Here is a 13536-nt window from a genome sequence, read left to right on the forward strand (position 1 = left end):
GATGCGTGCATGGCTAATGGGCGGCTGCCTGGCGTTGCTTCTGATCACGCAGCAGGCCGCGGCGCAGACGCTGTTGGTCGTCGGCGATAGTATCAGCGCCGGTTTGGGGCTGGATACCAGCCTGGGGTGGGTCAACCTGCTGGACAAGCGTCTTCAGGAGCAGGGTTTTGACTACAAGGTGGTGAACGCGTCGATCTCCGGCGACACCACTGCAGGAGGCCTCGCGCGGCTGCCGGCGCTGCTTTCGGAGCAGAAGCCGAAGCTGGTGGTGATCGAGCTGGGCGGCAACGACGGCCTGCGCGGAATGGCGCCAGCGCAATTGCAACAGAATCTTAGCGGCATGGTTGAGCAGTCGCAGAAGTCGGGCGCCAAGGTGATCCTGCTCGGCATGCGCCTGCCGCCCAATTACGGACAGCGCTACACCGACGCGTTCGCCAAGGTCTTCGACAGCGTGGCCAGCGAACAGAAGATTCCACTGGTGCCGTTCTTCCTTGAAGGGGTAGGGGGCGTGCAGGACATGATGCAGGCTGACGGCATCCATCCGGCGGTGGCGGCTCAGCCTAAACTGCTCGACAACGTGTGGCCGACGCTCAAGCCCCTGCTGTAATGAATGGCGGCACGGATAAACCACGGAATCGAGGCTTCCCCGCGCCCGGCCTTTCGGCTATGTTTGCGCACCCTTCTGGAACCCCCTATGTCGCGCCCCGCCTGGACCCTCTTCGCCTACCAGCTGATCGAACCCGATGAACAGCTGGACCTGTTCGCCTGCCGCGAGGTCCGGGTGCATCTGGTCGCGCGCCAGCTGGAGCTGGGAACCCCGGCTGACCGCACGTTGTGTGGCAGCCTGCTGCCAGCGCAGCCGATGTGGCGCGGTGCCGAGAAACCGCTGCTGCGCGATCGGCGCATCTGCGCGGCCTGCCTGAAACAACTCGAAGAGGAAAAGCGCGGCGCGCGCAGTTCCTGGCTCATCTGATATCTCCCGTTGACGGGGCTTGCGGTGGTAAACTGATCACCCTTTGCTCATTGCCCACGTCAAGGATCCTCGGATGTTGTCGCGCGTCATTGCCGCCTGCTCGCTGTCCCTCGCCGCGCTGCTCTCGGCCGGCCCCGTTTCCGCCATTGAATTGCCGCTGCCGGCGCCGGGCGACGATATCGTCGGCCAGGTCCAGGTCATCAAGGCCAAGTACGAAGACACCTTCGCCGACCTGGGCGAGAAGTACGGCCTCGGCTACTCCGAGATGATCGCTGCCAACCCGGGCGTCGATGCCTGGCTGCCGGGCGTGGGCACCGAGGTCATCATTCCGACCCGTTTCGTCCTGCCGGCAGGTCCGCGCGAAGGCGTGGTGATCAACCTCGCCGAATACCGCCTGTACTACTTCCCCAAGGACAAGAACGTCGTCTACACCTACGCCCTGGGGATCGGTCGTGAGGGCTGGGGTTCGCCGGTGGGCAGCACCAGCGTGATCGCCAAGACCAAGGATCCGGCCTGGTACCCGCCGGCCTCGATTCGCGCCGAGCACGCCGCCGACGGCGATCCGCTGCCGACCGTAGTGCCGCCGGGTCCGGACAACCCGCTGGGTCCGTACAAGATGAGCCTGGGCTTCCATGGCTACCTGATCCACGGTTCGAACAAGAAGTTCGGCATCGGCACCCGTACCAGCCACGGTTGCTTCCGCATGTACAACTGGGACGTGACCCAGCTCTTCTCGATGATTCCGGTGGGCACCAAGGTGCGCATCATCAACGAGCCGTACAAGTTCGGTCGCAGCGAAGGCAAGATCTACCTCGAAGCCCACGCGCCCATCGATGACAACGGCGACCCGTCCGTGGTCGACAAGCACACTGCGGTGATCAACGCCCTGCTCAAGCGCGAAGACATCGCCAGCCAGATGCAGATGGACTGGAACGTGGTGCGTGAGGTGGTTGCCGCCGAAGACGGCCTGCCGGTAGCCATTGCCCAGCCGCAGCAAGTGCAGCAGGGTGGTTCGGTTGCCGCTACTGTTGACCAGGACGCGGTGCCGCTGCAGTAACTCGCAGCGCGCACTAAGAAGCCCGCCGACCGTTACCGGTCGAGCGGGCTTTTTGTTGCCTGCCTGTTTGTCGAGGGGACAAAACAGGCAGGCATAAAAAAACCGACCCCGAGGGGTCGGTTTTTTCGAACAGATCCGAAGATCTATTACTTGCGGCTGGCTTTGTCCAGCATACGCAGGGCGCGCTCGTTAGCCTCGTCAGCGGTCTGCTGGGCTTTCTGAGCGGCGGCCAGAGCTTCGTCAGCCTTGCGATAGGCTTCATCGGCACGGGCTTGAGCGCGAGCAGCGGCGTCTTCAGTAGCGGTCAGACGTGCTTCGGTTTCTTTCGAGTGGCTGCTGCAACCGGTGGCCAGAACAGCAGCCAGAGCCAGAGCAGAGAATTTCAGAACGTTGTTCATCGTGTTCCCCTTAAGGTGGACATTTCCATTAAAAGCAATCTCCCATGACTGGGAAATTAGCCGGACTACATAGTACCCATTACTTGTAGTAAGTAAACTGACCAAGCGCAAGTACGGCACTTTTTTTTCATGTTACGGGTGCTGTTAGCAGTTGTGCGAGGCCGATTTGGGCAAAAACTGTCCAATCTGGCAAAGGAGTGTTGCCAACAGGTGTCAGGCGGGGTCTGAGGCGGGTTTCCGGCCTGTGGAACCAAGCTGTCAGATGACTGTCGACAATGGTCGAACAACTGTTTAATCGCCGTTGTGCATTTGTCCAACTGACAACTTGCAACTAGGCCGCAACAGGTGAAGAAAGTGTGAAGGGGAAAACGAAAAAGCCCGGCTAATTGCTTAGCCGGGCTTTTTCTTGAATCTGGCGGTGAGGGAGGGATTCGAACCCTCGATACGATTTCTCGTATACACACTTTCCAGGCGTGCTCCTTCAACCGCTCGGACACCTCACCAGATTTCTCGACAGCGCTGTGTCTGTCGAGGCGCGCACTTTACTCAAAGGTTTCCTCCTTGGCAAATCTTTTTTGAAAATTTTTTCCAAGGGATTCATCGGCTTAAGAAGCATGGCCGGGATCGCGGGTACACTGGAGCCTTCTGAGACACGCTCTGGTACGTAGGAATGCGCATGGCCAGCTGGGACATCTTCTGCAGCGTAGTCGACAACTATGGCGATATTGGCGTCACCTGGCGGCTGGCCCGCCAGCTGGCCGGGGAGCATCGGCAACAGGTGCGGCTATGGGTCGATGACCTGGCGGCCTTCGCGCGCATCTGCCCGGCGGCCAACGGTTCGGTCGCGGTGCAGCAGCAATCGGGCGTGGAAGTGCGGCTGTGGCCCAAGCCCTGGCAGGACACTCCTGCGGCGGACGTGGTGATCGAAGCCTTCGCCTGCGAAATGCCGGCTGCCTATATAGAGGCGATGCGCGAGCGGAAGACGCCTTCGCTGTGGCTGAACCTGGAATACCTCAGCGCCGAATCCTGGGTGGAGTCCTGCCACGGTTTACCATCGATGCAGGCCAGCGGGCTGCCGAAGTACTTCTATTTCCCCGGCTTCACTGCCGCTACCGGCGGGCTGCTGCGCGAGGGCGATCTGATTGCCCGGCGTGATGCCTTCCAGGGCGATCCGTCGGCCAGCCTTGGTTTTCTGGAAAGCCTTGGGGTGCGCCCGCAGGCCCATGAGCGGCGTATTTCCCTGTTCGCTTATGAGAATGCCGCGCTGGGCGGCTGGCTGGATGCATTGGCTGGAAGCAGCACTGCCACCTTGCTGCTGGTGCCAGAGGGCAGGGTGCTTGCCGATGTCGAGCGCTGGGCGGGGCAGGCACTGGGAGTCGGGGAGCAGTACCAGAAGCAGGCCCTGCGTGTGCAGGTGCTGCCTTTCGTGCGCCAGGAAGACTACGACCCGCTCTTGTGGAGTTGCGATTTCAACGCGGTACGCGGCGAGGATTCGTTCGTGCGGGCGCAATGGGCGGGAAGGCCCTTCGTCTGGCACATCTACCAGCAGGATGAGGACATCCACCTGGAGAAGCTGGAAGCTTTCCTGGCGCTGTTCTGCGAAGGAATGGACGACTCGCTGCGGGCGGAGTTGCAGTCGTTCTGGATGGCCTGGAATGGCCTGGGTGACGTCGGCGATGCCTGGCAAAAGCTGGAAATCCGGCTGCCGGAGTGGGCTGCGTGGATTGGCAATTGGCAGCGGCGCCTGAGCGAACAAACCGATCTTGCCGCGGGGCTGGTGCGTTTTTATACAAATTGGCTATGATATGGCCCCTGATTTTTGTCTCCAATCCAATCGGATAATCGTATGAAAACCGCACAAGAGTTCCGCGCTGGCCAGGTTGCCAACATCAATGGCGCCCCCTGGGTCATCCAGAAGGCCGAGTTCAACAAGTCCGGCCGTAACTCCGCGGTCGTCAAGATGAAGCTGAAGAACCTGCTGACCGGTGCTGGCACCGAGACCGTGTTCAAGGCCGACGACAAGCTGGAGCCGATCATCCTCGATCGCAAGGAAGTAACCTACTCCTACTTCGCGGACCCGCTGTATGTCTTCATGGACACCGAGTTCAACCAGTACGAGATCGAGAAAGGCGACCTGGAAGGCGTGCTGACCTTCATCGAAGACGGCATGACCGACGTCTGCGAAGCCGTCTTCTACAACGAGAAAGTCATCTCCGTTGAACTGCCGACCACCATCGTCCGCGAAATCGTCTACACCGAGCCGGCTGTCCGTGGCGACACCTCCGGTAAAGTGATGAAGACCGCTCGCCTGAAGAACGGTGCTGAAGTCCAGGTTTCCGCCTTCTGCGAAATCGGCGACTCGATCGAAATCGATACCCGCACTGGCGAGTACAAGTCCCGCGTCAAGGCCTGAGCCTGATCCGAGACAGAAAAAAGCCCGGCTGATGCCGGGCTTTTTCGTTTCTGCCGTTCGTGGAATCACACGCTGACGTTCAGGCGCACGTCGATGTTGCCGCGGGTGGCGTTGGAGTAGGGGCAGACCTGGTGGGCCTTGGCGACCAGCTCTTCGGCCTCGGCCTGGTCCAGGCCCGGCAGGTTGATGTTCAGTTCCACTTCCAGGCCGAAACCGCCGGGGATCTGGCCGATGCCGACCTTGCCGGTGATCGAGGCGTCTGCCGGGATCTGCTTCTTGCTCTGGCTGGCGACGAACTTGATGGCGCCGATGAAGCAGGCCGAGTAGCCGGCAGCGAACAGCTGTTCCGGGTTGGTGGCTTCGCCGCCCGCGCCGCCCAGTTCACGCGGAGTGGACAGTTTCACGTCGAGGATGCCATCCGAGGAGATGGCGCGGCCATCACGTCCTCCGGTGGCGGTAGCGGTGGCGGTGTAGAGGGCTTTGATGGTTTGCATGATGGTCTCCGATTGGCTGTCAGGTAGGTCGGGTTGAGAGTGTCTTGCTGCTTGATATCTTGTGCGCTAAGCAGTTCGTGAGATGAAAGTTAGTTCGATTTAATTTAGTGCGCAAGATAATTGTTGGAAGATTTCTGACTAAAGAACCTGCAGCTTTGGCATAAGCCCCGGATTACGGGACTTGCAAGTGTCCGCGCAGGTCCACGAGCTCCTCCTGGAGGCGCTTCAGACTGTCCAACGTTAGACCGCTGCTGGCCAGGATGCAGGCCGGAATGCTCTCCGCCTGTCGGCGCAGCTCACGGCCCTTGTCGGTCAGGCGCAGCTGTACCACGCGTTCGTCCGCCTGACTGCGGGTACGGGTGATCAGGCCCTCGGCCTCGAGGCGCTTGAGCAGGGGCGTGAGGGAGCCAGGGTCGGTGAGCATGCGCGAGCTGATCTCGCCCACGGTGATGCCGTCTTCTTCCCACAGCACCAGCATGGCGATGTACTGCGGGTAGGTGAGGCCCAGCTCCTGCAGCAGAGGCTTGTAGACCTTGGTCATCTGCAGGGAGGTGGAGTAGAGGGCGAAGCACAGCTGGTTATCCAGCTTGAGGGCTTCGCAGGTCGGGTCTTGCTGGGTCATGGCGTGCTCCTGGCCGGGGCGCTCGAAGCGAAGAGGTGATTGCGCATTAATTTAGCGCGATGGTTAATTCTTGAACAGCGCTTCTGCAAGTGCCGCATCCCAGGGCGGGGGGAAGCCGAAACGCTCCAGCAGGAAGCCCAGCAGGCGCTCACTGCGTGGGTGGGTGCCGCGCTCCAGGCGCAATGCGTGGATAACGCCGGGCTCTGGTTCGGGAAGGCCGTTCTCGCAGAACAGCGGCAGCAACTGGCCGCTGATCAGGTACTCGCTGCACAGCCAGGTGGGCAGGTGAGCGAGGCCGATGCCTTGCAGTGCACCTTCCACCAGCGTCTCGGCATTGTTCGCGGTCATGCGCAGCCGGCGCGGGCGAAGGTGCTGCAGCTTGCCGTCGATGAGGAAGCGCCAGGCCAGCGGCGGCGCCAGGCCTTCCCAGTCGAGGCCGATGTGCTCCGGCAACTCCAGTGGCGAGGCAGGTGTGCCGTGCTGCTGCAGGTAGGCGGGGCTCGCGCAGACGATCCGCCGCATGGGCGCGAGACGGGTGGCGACCAGGCGGCTATCGGGCAGGGTGCCAATGCGCAGCACCAAGTCGACCTGGCCGAGGTTTTCCCCGCGGGTGTCGGTGAAGCTGTCGATCAGCCGCAGCTGCACGTCCAGGCCGGGGTTGGCGGTGAGGAAGTCCGCCAGCGCTGGTGCCAGGTGACGGCGACCGAAGGGGACGGGGGCGTCAATGCGGATCAGTCCTTCCGGCGCGGTGCTCAGGGACACCGCTTCCGCTCGCGCCTGGCGCAACTCGATGACTATCCGTCGCGCCCGCTCGGCGAACGCCAGGCCTGCCGGTGTGGCGCGCACGTTGTGCGTGCTGCGCACCAGCAGGGTCGATCCCAATCCCTGCTCCAGCGCGTCCATGCGTCGTGCCACGGCGGAAGGGGTGAGCTGGCGCAGGCGGGCGGCGGCGGAGAAGCTGCCGTTGTCGAGCACGTCCAGGTAGAGGTCGAGCTGGTCTTCGAGGCTGGAAGGATTCATGGCGTGTGGCGGCTTTGCAGGATGGGCAAAGCCATTGTGCTGCGCTTTGCGTTTCCCATCCAGCCGGGGTTTTCTAGCATGGACGCCTTGTTGTGGAGGTGCGTCATGTGGGACCTGGTCTTGGACTTTCTGCTCGGCGTCGTGCTGGGCAGCCTGGGTGGGCTGTTCGGTATTGGCGGCGGGCTGCTGGCGATTCCGGCACTGGGCGTGCTGTTCGGGCTGGATCAGCAATTGGCGCAGGGCACCGCGCTGGTGATGGTGGTGCCGAATGTGCTGCTGGCGATCTGGCGTTACCACCAGCGCAACCGTATCGATTTCGCCCAGGCCGGCGTCCTGGCGCTGACCGGGCTGGTCTGCGCGTTCTTCGCTTCCAGCATCGCGGTGAACCTGGATGCCCGCAGCATGCGCACCGCCTTCGTGGTCTTCCTGGTGCTGTTGGCCCTGTATCTGCTGGTGCGCCTGTTCCAGCGCGTGCCCCAGGGCAGCAGCACGCCGCGCTACGGCCTGCCGTGGATGGGCGTGCTGGGACTGGGTGCCGGTTCTCTTGGTGGGCTGTTCGGGGTGGGCGGCGGTGTGCTGGCGACGCCGGTTCTGACGTCCGTCTTCGGCCTGACCCAGGTGATCGCCCAGGGGCTTGCGCTGGCTCTGGCGGCGCCCAGCACGGGCGTGGCGCTGGCGACCTATGCTGCGCATGGCCACGTGGACTGGCGCATGGGCAGCGCGCTGGCGCTGGGTGGGCTGGTCAGCATTTCCTGGGGCGTGCGCCTGGCCCATGCGCTGCCCGAGCGTCAGCTGCGTCTGGCCTTCAGCGCTTTCCTGATCGTATGCGCAGTGCTGCTGGCGCTGCGTTGAGCCGCATTACGAACGGAAGCCTTCGACGATGTACTCGGCCAGCTTGTCGGTCACCGGGGTCATCTTCTGCCCGCGTAGCAGCACGATGCTGGCGTTGGGGAGCATTGGCAGGCCCTCGTCCTCGCCGATGATGCGCAGATTGCCAGTGAGCAAGCTCTGCAGTTGCGCTGTGACCGCCAGCCCCGCACTGGCCACGGCGAACAGCGCCGACAGGCTCGGGCTGCTGTAGGCGATGCGGTAGTCCACTTCCATCGCCTCCAGCGCATTGCAGGCCCAGGCGCGGCAGAAGCAGGCGGTGTTGAACATCGCCAGCGGCAGTGGGCGCTGTTCCTGCGGGCAGAAGCTCTCGGCGGCCATCCAGACGAAGGACTCCTGGCGCAGCAACTGGCCGATCTCGGTACCCGGCTCGCGGGTGACGATGGAAAGGTCCAGGTCGTTGCGCATCAGCAACTGCGCGGACGAGTCACAGTGCACTTCCACCTGCACCAGCGGATAGGCCTCGGCGAAGCGCGAAAGGATGCTGGGCAGGAAGCGCATCACATAGTCATCCGGCGTGCCGATCTTCACCGAGCCGACCATGTGCGGCTGGCGGAAGGTGTTGAACACCTCACCCTGCAACCGCAGGATGCGCCGCGCGTAGCCCAGCAGGATCTGCCCCTCGGGCGTCAGGCGCACCTGGCGGCCGTCGCGCTCGAACAGGCTGCGCTCCAGCACGTCCTCCTCCAGGCGTTTCATCTGCATGCTCACTGCCGACTGGGTGCGGTTGACCATCTCGGCCGCGCGGGTGAACCCGCCGTGGTCGGCGATGGCGACGAAGGTGCGCAGCAGTTCGCTGTCGATGCTGGGGAAGCTGCTCATTCATCAATCTCCGAGATGGGTTGCATAAGAATGATTCGTTGGATTGATCTTAGCGTGAGCCTGAAACTGCATCCAACCCCACAGGGAGGGAAGCATGATGAAAGGTCAACTCGGTTTCGTAGCAGCGTCCTACCATGTCCACAAAGTCTCCCCCGTTCCGCTTTGGAAACGCGCCATGCAACGTGTCCTGCACTGGCACGAACTGGCCCGCCAGCGTCGTGAGCTGGCGACCATGAGCGATGAGGCGCTCAAGGATATCGGCCTGAGCCGTGCCGACATCCAGCAGGAAGTCGAGCGCCCGTTCTGGATGGATTATGTCCGTCGTTGAAATTGCCGGGCGGCACGGACCCTCGTCGTGCCGCTCGCTCCCAAAAGCCTGATCAGCCTCATGACCCGCTGGATGACAAGCAAGCCCATGTCCACCCGTTACCACCTTGCCCAGGTCAACATCGCCAGGGCCCGCGCACCGCTGGATCACCCCCTGATGAAGGGCTTCGTCGACCAGCTCGATCACATCAATGCCCTCGCCGAGCGCAGCCCCGGTTTCGTCTGGCGCCTGCAGACTGAGGAGGGCGATGCCACCTCGATTCGCGTCTTCGACGACCCGCTGATCATCGTCAACCTGTCGCTGTGGGAGTCGGTCGAGGCGCTCAAGGATTACGTCTACGCCGGCGAGCATCTGCAGGTGCTGCGCAGCAAGCGCGACTGGATGGAGCGCCTGCCTTCGCCGAGCCTCGCGCTGTGGTGGCTGCCCGAAGGCGAGCTGCCGGATGTGGCGATGGCCCGCGACCGCCTGGAGCGTCTGCGGCTGGAGGGCCCCTCGGCGGAGGTCTTCACCTTCGCACGTCCCTTCCCGGTACCCACGTCGCTCGGGGAACCCGCCTGATGCAGCCAGGCGCTGCGATTGGCGTTAGGCTCTAGGGCTCGCCCAGCTCCGGAGTCCACGATGCCGACCGTCGAATCCCTGTCCCTCAAGCAGGCCCGCCGCCTGGCCCTGGCCGCCCAGGGCTTCACCCTGCGCAAGCCCGGCGGCGAGGTGCAGCGCCGACATGTGCGCAGCCTGCTGGAACGACTGGGCGTGCTGCAGATCGACTCGGTGAACGCGTTGGTGCGCTCGCACTACCTGCCGCTGTTTTCACGGCTGGGCAACTATTCGCCGACGCTGCTGGAAGAGGCCGCCTGGAGCGGCGGGCGGCATCGTCGGCTGTTCGAATACTGGGGGCATGAAGCTTCATTGCTGCCGCTGGAGCTCTATCCGCTGATGCGCTGGCGCATGCGCCGCGCGGCCGAGGGACGTGGCATCTACCAGCAACTGGCGCGCTTTGGGCGCGAGCAGCAACCGGTGATCCAGCGGGTGCTCGGCGCTGTGCGCGAGCAAGGGGCGCTGGGTGCCGGCAGCCTGACCACCCGCGAAGAACGCGCCGGCCCCTGGTGGGACTGGAGTGACGAGAAACATGCGCTGGAGTGGCTGTTCGCTGCGGGCGAGGTGACGGTCGCCGGGCGTCGCGGTTTCGAGCGGCTGTACGACTTGCCGGAGCGCGTCCTGCCCGCCGATCTGCTGCAGCGGCCCGACGTGGACGAAGACGAGGCGCAGCGCCAGTTGCTGCTGCATTCGGCACAGGCGTTGGGTGTGGCTACCGAGAAGGACCTGCGCGATTACTTCCGCCTCGACCCTGCCGACAGCAAGGCGCGGCTGGCCGAGTTGCTGGAGGCCGGTCAGCTGTTGCCGGTGCAGGTCCAGGGTTGGCAGGCGCCGGCCTACTGCCTGGCTGACCCGGTGATCCCGCGCAAGGTGCGCGCCAGTGCCTTGCTCTCGCCGTTCGATTCGCTGGTCTGGGAACGCGCCCGTACCGAGCGGCTGTTCGACTTCCGCTACCGCCTGGAGATCTACACGCCGCAGCACAAGCGGGTTTACGGCTACTACGTGTTGCCGTTCCTGTTCGACGAGCGCCTGGCCGCGCGGGTCGATCTGCGCTCCGATCGCGCTGCCGCCAGGCTGGTGGTGCATGCCGTCCACGAAGAGGAAAAGGGGCTGGGCGAAGAGGGGCACGCCGCGCTGGCGCAGCAACTGGGCGAGATGGCGAACTGGCTCGGGCTGGAGCGGGTGGCGGTGAACTGCCGGCGTTCGTCCGGCGAGCGCCTGCAAGGGCTGCTGGCGAGGGCCTGAAAACAAACGGGCCTCCGCAGAGGCCCGTCCGGGATCACTTGCCGCTGGCGATGCGCTGGCGGATGTGGTCCGCGCGCTGCTGCGAGCCGGGGTGCGAGTCGAACATGCTGCTCTCCTGGCCGCCGCTCAGCTTGGCCAGCTTGTCGAAGGCGGTGGCCAGGCCTTCCAGCTGGATGCCGCGCTTCTTCAGCAGGTCGAAGGAGTAGTCGTCGGCGGCCGACTCCTGGGACTGGGAGAACTGTGCGTTGACCAGCGCTTCGCCGATCTCGCCCAGCTGCGACTGCGACAGTGCGGCCACGGTGGCATTGCCCGAGGCGGCCGCGGCGTTGCGTGCGGCGGCGGCTGCGTAGGCGGTCTGGGTGGCCTTCTTGATATGGCCCAGGGCGACGTGGCCGATCTCGTGGCCGAGCACGCCTTCCACTTCGTTGTCGTTCATCAGGTCCATCAGGCCGGAGTAAACGCGCACGCAGCCGTTGGCCATGGCGAAGGCGTTAACGTCGTCGGTGAGGTAGACCTTGTAGTTGACCGCGGTGCCGTCGAGCGGGTTGCCCAGGGCGGCGGCGATCTTGTCCAGACGCTTGGTGTAGGAGCTGGAGGCCGGCGCGATCTGCGCTTCAGCGTCCTGCTTGGCGCAGGCTTCGTCGGCGACCTGCTTGATCTCGGCGTCGCTCAGGGTGGCGGCCTTCATGGCCATCATGCCGGACTGCACGAGGCTGTCGGTGTTCATGTTCTGGCAGCCGGAGAGGGCGGCGCTGGCGCCGATCAGCAGGGCGAGCAGGGAGCGGTGCAGTTGCATCGGAATCTTCCTTGGTTGACGGTTTCCATGGCGCGGCGGCTGCCGCGCGGGGCGCCACTCTAGGTAGGCGCCCCCGGCCGCGTCAATTGCGGGCAGTGGTTTTAGGACTGCACTGAGACCCGTGTCGGATTCAGCGGCGAACCTGTTTCAGGGTTTCCGCAATGAGGAAGGCCAGCTCCAGCGACTGGTCCGCGTTCAGGCGCGGATCACAGTGGGTGTGGTAGCGGTCGCTCAGGCCATCCTCGGTGATCGGCCGCGCGCCACCGATGCACTCGGTGACGTTCTGCCCGGTCATCTCGATGTGGATGCCGCCGGCATAGCTGCCCTCGGCCTGGTGCACTTCGAAGAATTGTCGGACCTCGGTGAGGATGCGCGCGAAGTCGCGGGTCTTGTAGCCGCTGGAGGCCTTGATGGTGTTTCCGTGCATGGGGTCGGAACTCCACAGCACCTGCTTGCCCTCGCGCTGCACGGTCTGGATCAGCCGCGGCAGGCCGTCGCCGACCTTGTCCGCGCCCATGCGCACGATGAGGTTGAGGCGGCCGGGGTCGTTGTCCGGATTGAGGATGTCGATCAGGCGGATCAGTTCCTCGCTGTCCATGCTCGGGCCGACCTTCACGCCGATGGGGTTGCCGACGCCGCGCAGCATCTCCACGTGGGCGCCGTCGAGCTGGCGGGTGCGGTCGCCGATCCACAGCATGTGCGCCGAGCAGTCGTACCAGCCGCCGGTGAGGCTGTCGCGGCGGATGAAGGCTTCTTCGTAGTTCAGCAGCAGCGCTTCGTGGGCGGTGAAGAAACTGGTCTCGCGCAGCTGGGGGGCTGTATCCAGGCCGCAAGCGCGCATGAAGGCGAGGGTCTCGTCGATGCGGTCGGCCAGTTGCTGGTAGCGCTCGGACAGCGCCGAGTTGGCGATGAAGTCCAGGTTCCACTGGTGCACCTGGTGCAGGTCGGCGAACCCGCCGCCGGCGAAGGCGCGCAACAGGTTCAGCGAGGCAGTGGACTGGTGGTAGGCCTGCAGCAGGCGCTCTGGATCCGGTACGCGGCTCTTCTCGTCGAAGCCGATGCCGTTGACGATGTCGCCGCGGTAGGCGGGCAGGGTCACGCCGCCGATGGTTTCATCGCCGGAGGAGCGCGGCTTGGCGAACTGCCCGGCCATGCGCCCGACCTTCACCACCGGGCAGCCGGCAGCGAAGGTCATCACCACGGCCATCTGCAGCAGCACCTTGAAGGTGTCGCGGATTTTCGCCGCGGAGAACTCGGCGAAGCTTTCGGCACAGTCACCGCCTTGCAGCAGGAAGGCGCGGCCGGCGGTGACCTCGGCGAACTGCCGGCGCAGCTCGCGCGCCTCGCCAGCGAACACCAGTGGCGGGAAGCTGGCCAGGGTGCGCTCGACTTCGCTCACGCGGTTGGCGTCGGGGTAGGCGGGCTGTTGCTGGATCGGCTTGCTTCTCCAGCTATCGGGGCTCCAGGGCAGGCTCATCGGCGGTGTCTTCGCGGCTGTGGACAGTATCCGCCCATGGTATCAGCTCGGCTTTTGCCCCGCGCGTGGTCGCTGGCGTGTGAAGAGGGGGGGACATCCTTGTCCAGGGGAGCACGGGTCTTCGGGACTCGCTGGCGCGATCAGCCGTCTGCACGGTGCGCGCGAGCGTGCCGTGTCTGGAGTCCGGGCGGGGAAAGGTGGTGTGCGAAGGGAGCGTTGATGGTGTTGCGCTGGCGCATGACCGGTTGTGCCTCTTGGGCTGTTATTCTTGCGGCCTTGCTGACGTGTCGGTCGTGGTTGGCCGTCTTGATTCGAAGGATTATTGCGTGCGCGAGCCCCTGTATTTCAATGGCAATCCGTGCCGTTCGCCGTTCCCGGCGGATCGCATTGTCACGACCGTTTCTGCCCG

The 13536-nt window shown here is 64.1% G+C and carries 16 protein-coding genes and 1 tRNA gene; 9 read left to right on the plus strand and 8 right to left on the minus strand.

Annotated elements, in window-relative coordinates; all coding sequences use genetic code 11:
• Position 1 precedes the first annotated feature (1 nt).
• The 3 genes from IB255_RS25140 (at position 2) to IB255_RS25150 (ending at position 2030) form a co-directional block, all read left to right on the plus strand.
• Positions 2 to 607 (plus strand): arylesterase, encoded by a 606-nt coding sequence (locus IB255_RS25140; RefSeq protein WP_081518647.1) that lies wholly within the window; start codon positions 2 to 4, stop codon positions 605 to 607.
• Positions 608 to 694: 87 nt separating this feature from the next.
• The gene (locus tag IB255_RS25145) at positions 695 to 973 is read left to right on the plus strand and encodes a hypothetical protein (protein WP_081518646.1); all 279 of its coding nucleotides are present in this window, start codon (positions 695 to 697) and stop codon (positions 971 to 973) included.
• Positions 974 to 1046: 73 nt separating this feature from the next.
• Complete coding sequence (locus tag IB255_RS25150) at positions 1047 to 2030, plus strand: L,D-transpeptidase family protein (protein ID WP_045211466.1); 984 nt, start codon at positions 1047 to 1049, stop codon at positions 2028 to 2030.
• Between the two features lie 146 nt (positions 2031 to 2176).
• Here the strand turns inward: IB255_RS25150 and oprI are convergent, their stop codons facing one another.
• Positions 2177 to 2428, minus strand: coding sequence for an outer membrane lipoprotei OprI (oprI, locus tag IB255_RS25155; RefSeq protein WP_017517003.1), 252 nt, complete (start codon positions 2426 to 2428; stop codon positions 2177 to 2179).
• A 413-nt stretch (positions 2429 to 2841) separates the two neighbouring features.
• Positions 2842 to 2931: transfer RNA gene (locus IB255_RS25160), tRNA-Ser, on the minus strand.
• A 173-nt stretch (positions 2932 to 3104) separates the two neighbouring features.
• On the opposite strand from IB255_RS25160, the gene earP reads away from it, so the two are divergent.
• Together earP and efp are read left to right on the plus strand one after the other, a co-directional pair.
• The gene (gene earP / locus IB255_RS25165) at positions 3105 to 4232 is read left to right on the plus strand and encodes an elongation factor P maturation arginine rhamnosyltransferase EarP (RefSeq protein WP_081518718.1); all 1128 of its coding nucleotides are present in this window, start codon (positions 3105 to 3107) and stop codon (positions 4230 to 4232) included.
• 42 nt (positions 4233 to 4274) lie between these two features.
• Positions 4275 to 4841 (plus strand): elongation factor P, encoded by a 567-nt coding sequence (efp, locus tag IB255_RS25170; protein WP_045211459.1) that lies wholly within the window; start codon positions 4275 to 4277, stop codon positions 4839 to 4841.
• A gap of 65 nt (positions 4842 to 4906) precedes the next feature.
• Here the strand turns inward: efp and IB255_RS25175 are convergent, their stop codons facing one another.
• The 3 genes from IB255_RS25175 to IB255_RS25185 form a co-directional block, all read right to left on the minus strand.
• A complete protein-coding gene (locus IB255_RS25175) occupies positions 4907 to 5335 on the minus strand; it encodes an organic hydroperoxide resistance protein (RefSeq protein ID WP_081518645.1) in 429 nt (142 codons plus the stop codon).
• A gap of 172 nt (positions 5336 to 5507) precedes the next feature.
• Positions 5508 to 5957, minus strand: a complete 450-nt coding sequence (locus IB255_RS25180) for a MarR family winged helix-turn-helix transcriptional regulator (protein ID WP_081518644.1) — start codon at positions 5955 to 5957, stop codon at positions 5508 to 5510.
• A gap of 63 nt (positions 5958 to 6020) precedes the next feature.
• Entirely contained in the window at positions 6021 to 6977 is a 957-nt protein-coding gene (locus tag IB255_RS25185; RefSeq protein ID WP_081518643.1) for a LysR family transcriptional regulator, read from the minus strand.
• Between the two features lie 105 nt (positions 6978 to 7082).
• Between IB255_RS25185 and IB255_RS25190 the strand changes: the two genes are divergently transcribed.
• Positions 7083 to 7829, plus strand: coding sequence for a sulfite exporter TauE/SafE family protein (locus IB255_RS25190; RefSeq protein WP_081518642.1), 747 nt, complete (start codon positions 7083 to 7085; stop codon positions 7827 to 7829).
• A gap of 6 nt (positions 7830 to 7835) precedes the next feature.
• Here IB255_RS25190 and IB255_RS25195 read toward each other — a convergent pair whose 3' ends face one another.
• Positions 7836 to 8687, minus strand: a complete 852-nt coding sequence (locus IB255_RS25195) for a LysR family transcriptional regulator (RefSeq protein ID WP_081518641.1) — start codon at positions 8685 to 8687, stop codon at positions 7836 to 7838.
• Between the two features lie 94 nt (positions 8688 to 8781).
• On the opposite strand from IB255_RS25195, the gene IB255_RS25200 reads away from it, so the two are divergent.
• From IB255_RS25200 to IB255_RS25210, 3 genes are all read left to right on the plus strand, one after another.
• Positions 8782 to 9015, plus strand: coding sequence for a DUF1127 domain-containing protein (locus IB255_RS25200; RefSeq protein WP_401089064.1), 234 nt, complete (start codon positions 8782 to 8784; stop codon positions 9013 to 9015).
• Positions 9016 to 9102: 87 nt separating this feature from the next.
• The gene (locus IB255_RS25205) at positions 9103 to 9573 is read left to right on the plus strand and encodes a DUF3291 domain-containing protein (RefSeq protein ID WP_081518716.1); all 471 of its coding nucleotides are present in this window, start codon (positions 9103 to 9105) and stop codon (positions 9571 to 9573) included.
• 60 nt (positions 9574 to 9633) lie between these two features.
• On the plus strand, positions 9634 to 10854 hold the full coding sequence (locus tag IB255_RS25210) for a winged helix-turn-helix domain-containing protein (protein ID WP_081518640.1): 1221 nt from the start codon (positions 9634 to 9636) through the stop codon (positions 10852 to 10854).
• A 34-nt stretch (positions 10855 to 10888) separates the two neighbouring features.
• On the opposite strand, the gene IB255_RS25215 is transcribed toward IB255_RS25210, so the two are convergent.
• Positions 10889 to 11650 carry a M48 family metalloprotease gene (locus IB255_RS25215; RefSeq protein WP_081518639.1) on the minus strand — a complete coding sequence of 254 codons (762 nt, stop codon included), beginning with the start codon at positions 11648 to 11650 and terminating at the stop codon, positions 10889 to 10891.
• A gap of 130 nt (positions 11651 to 11780) precedes the next feature.
• The gene (locus IB255_RS25220; RefSeq protein ID WP_081518638.1) at positions 11781 to 13127 is read right to left on the minus strand and encodes a class II 3-deoxy-7-phosphoheptulonate synthase; all 1347 of its coding nucleotides are present in this window, start codon (positions 13125 to 13127) and stop codon (positions 11781 to 11783) included.
• Between the last annotated feature and the right edge of the window lie 409 nt (positions 13128 to 13536).

Source organism: Pseudomonas sp. PDM22 (genome assembly GCF_014851965.1).
Taxonomy (GTDB): domain Bacteria; phylum Pseudomonadota; class Gammaproteobacteria; order Pseudomonadales; family Pseudomonadaceae; genus Pseudomonas.

Excerpts from the sequence above, each read along its gene's own strand:
- IB255_RS25185 (WP_081518643.1), bottom strand. The coding sequence starts at position 6,977 with ATGAATCCTTCCAGCCTCGAAGACCAGCTCGACCTCTACCTGGACGTG.
- IB255_RS25140 (WP_081518647.1), top strand. The coding sequence starts at position 2 with ATGCGTGCATGGCTAATGGGCGGCTGCCTGGCGTTGCTTCTGATCACG.
- oprI (WP_017517003.1), bottom strand. The coding sequence starts at position 2,428 with ATGAACAACGTTCTGAAATTCTCTGCTCTGGCTCTGGCTGCTGTTCTG.
- IB255_RS25200 (WP_401089064.1), top strand. The coding sequence starts at position 8,782 with ATGATGAAAGGTCAACTCGGTTTCGTAGCAGCGTCCTACCATGTCCAC.
- IB255_RS25150 (WP_045211466.1), top strand. The coding sequence starts at position 1,047 with ATGTTGTCGCGCGTCATTGCCGCCTGCTCGCTGTCCCTCGCCGCGCTG.
- IB255_RS25175 (WP_081518645.1), bottom strand. The coding sequence starts at position 5,335 with ATGCAAACCATCAAAGCCCTCTACACCGCCACCGCTACCGCCACCGGA.
- IB255_RS25215 (WP_081518639.1), bottom strand. The coding sequence starts at position 11,650 with ATGCAACTGCACCGCTCCCTGCTCGCCCTGCTGATCGGCGCCAGCGCC.
- efp (WP_045211459.1), top strand. The coding sequence starts at position 4,275 with ATGAAAACCGCACAAGAGTTCCGCGCTGGCCAGGTTGCCAACATCAAT.
- IB255_RS25145 (WP_081518646.1), top strand. The coding sequence starts at position 695 with ATGTCGCGCCCCGCCTGGACCCTCTTCGCCTACCAGCTGATCGAACCC.
- earP (WP_081518718.1), top strand. The coding sequence starts at position 3,105 with ATGGCCAGCTGGGACATCTTCTGCAGCGTAGTCGACAACTATGGCGAT.
- IB255_RS25205 (WP_081518716.1), top strand. The coding sequence starts at position 9,103 with ATGTCCACCCGTTACCACCTTGCCCAGGTCAACATCGCCAGGGCCCGC.
- IB255_RS25220 (WP_081518638.1), bottom strand. The coding sequence starts at position 13,127 with ATGAGCCTGCCCTGGAGCCCCGATAGCTGGAGAAGCAAGCCGATCCAG.
- IB255_RS25210 (WP_081518640.1), top strand. The coding sequence starts at position 9,634 with ATGCCGACCGTCGAATCCCTGTCCCTCAAGCAGGCCCGCCGCCTGGCC.
- IB255_RS25180 (WP_081518644.1), bottom strand. The coding sequence starts at position 5,957 with ATGACCCAGCAAGACCCGACCTGCGAAGCCCTCAAGCTGGATAACCAG.
- IB255_RS25190 (WP_081518642.1), top strand. The coding sequence starts at position 7,083 with ATGTGGGACCTGGTCTTGGACTTTCTGCTCGGCGTCGTGCTGGGCAGC.
- IB255_RS25195 (WP_081518641.1), bottom strand. The coding sequence starts at position 8,687 with ATGAGCAGCTTCCCCAGCATCGACAGCGAACTGCTGCGCACCTTCGTC.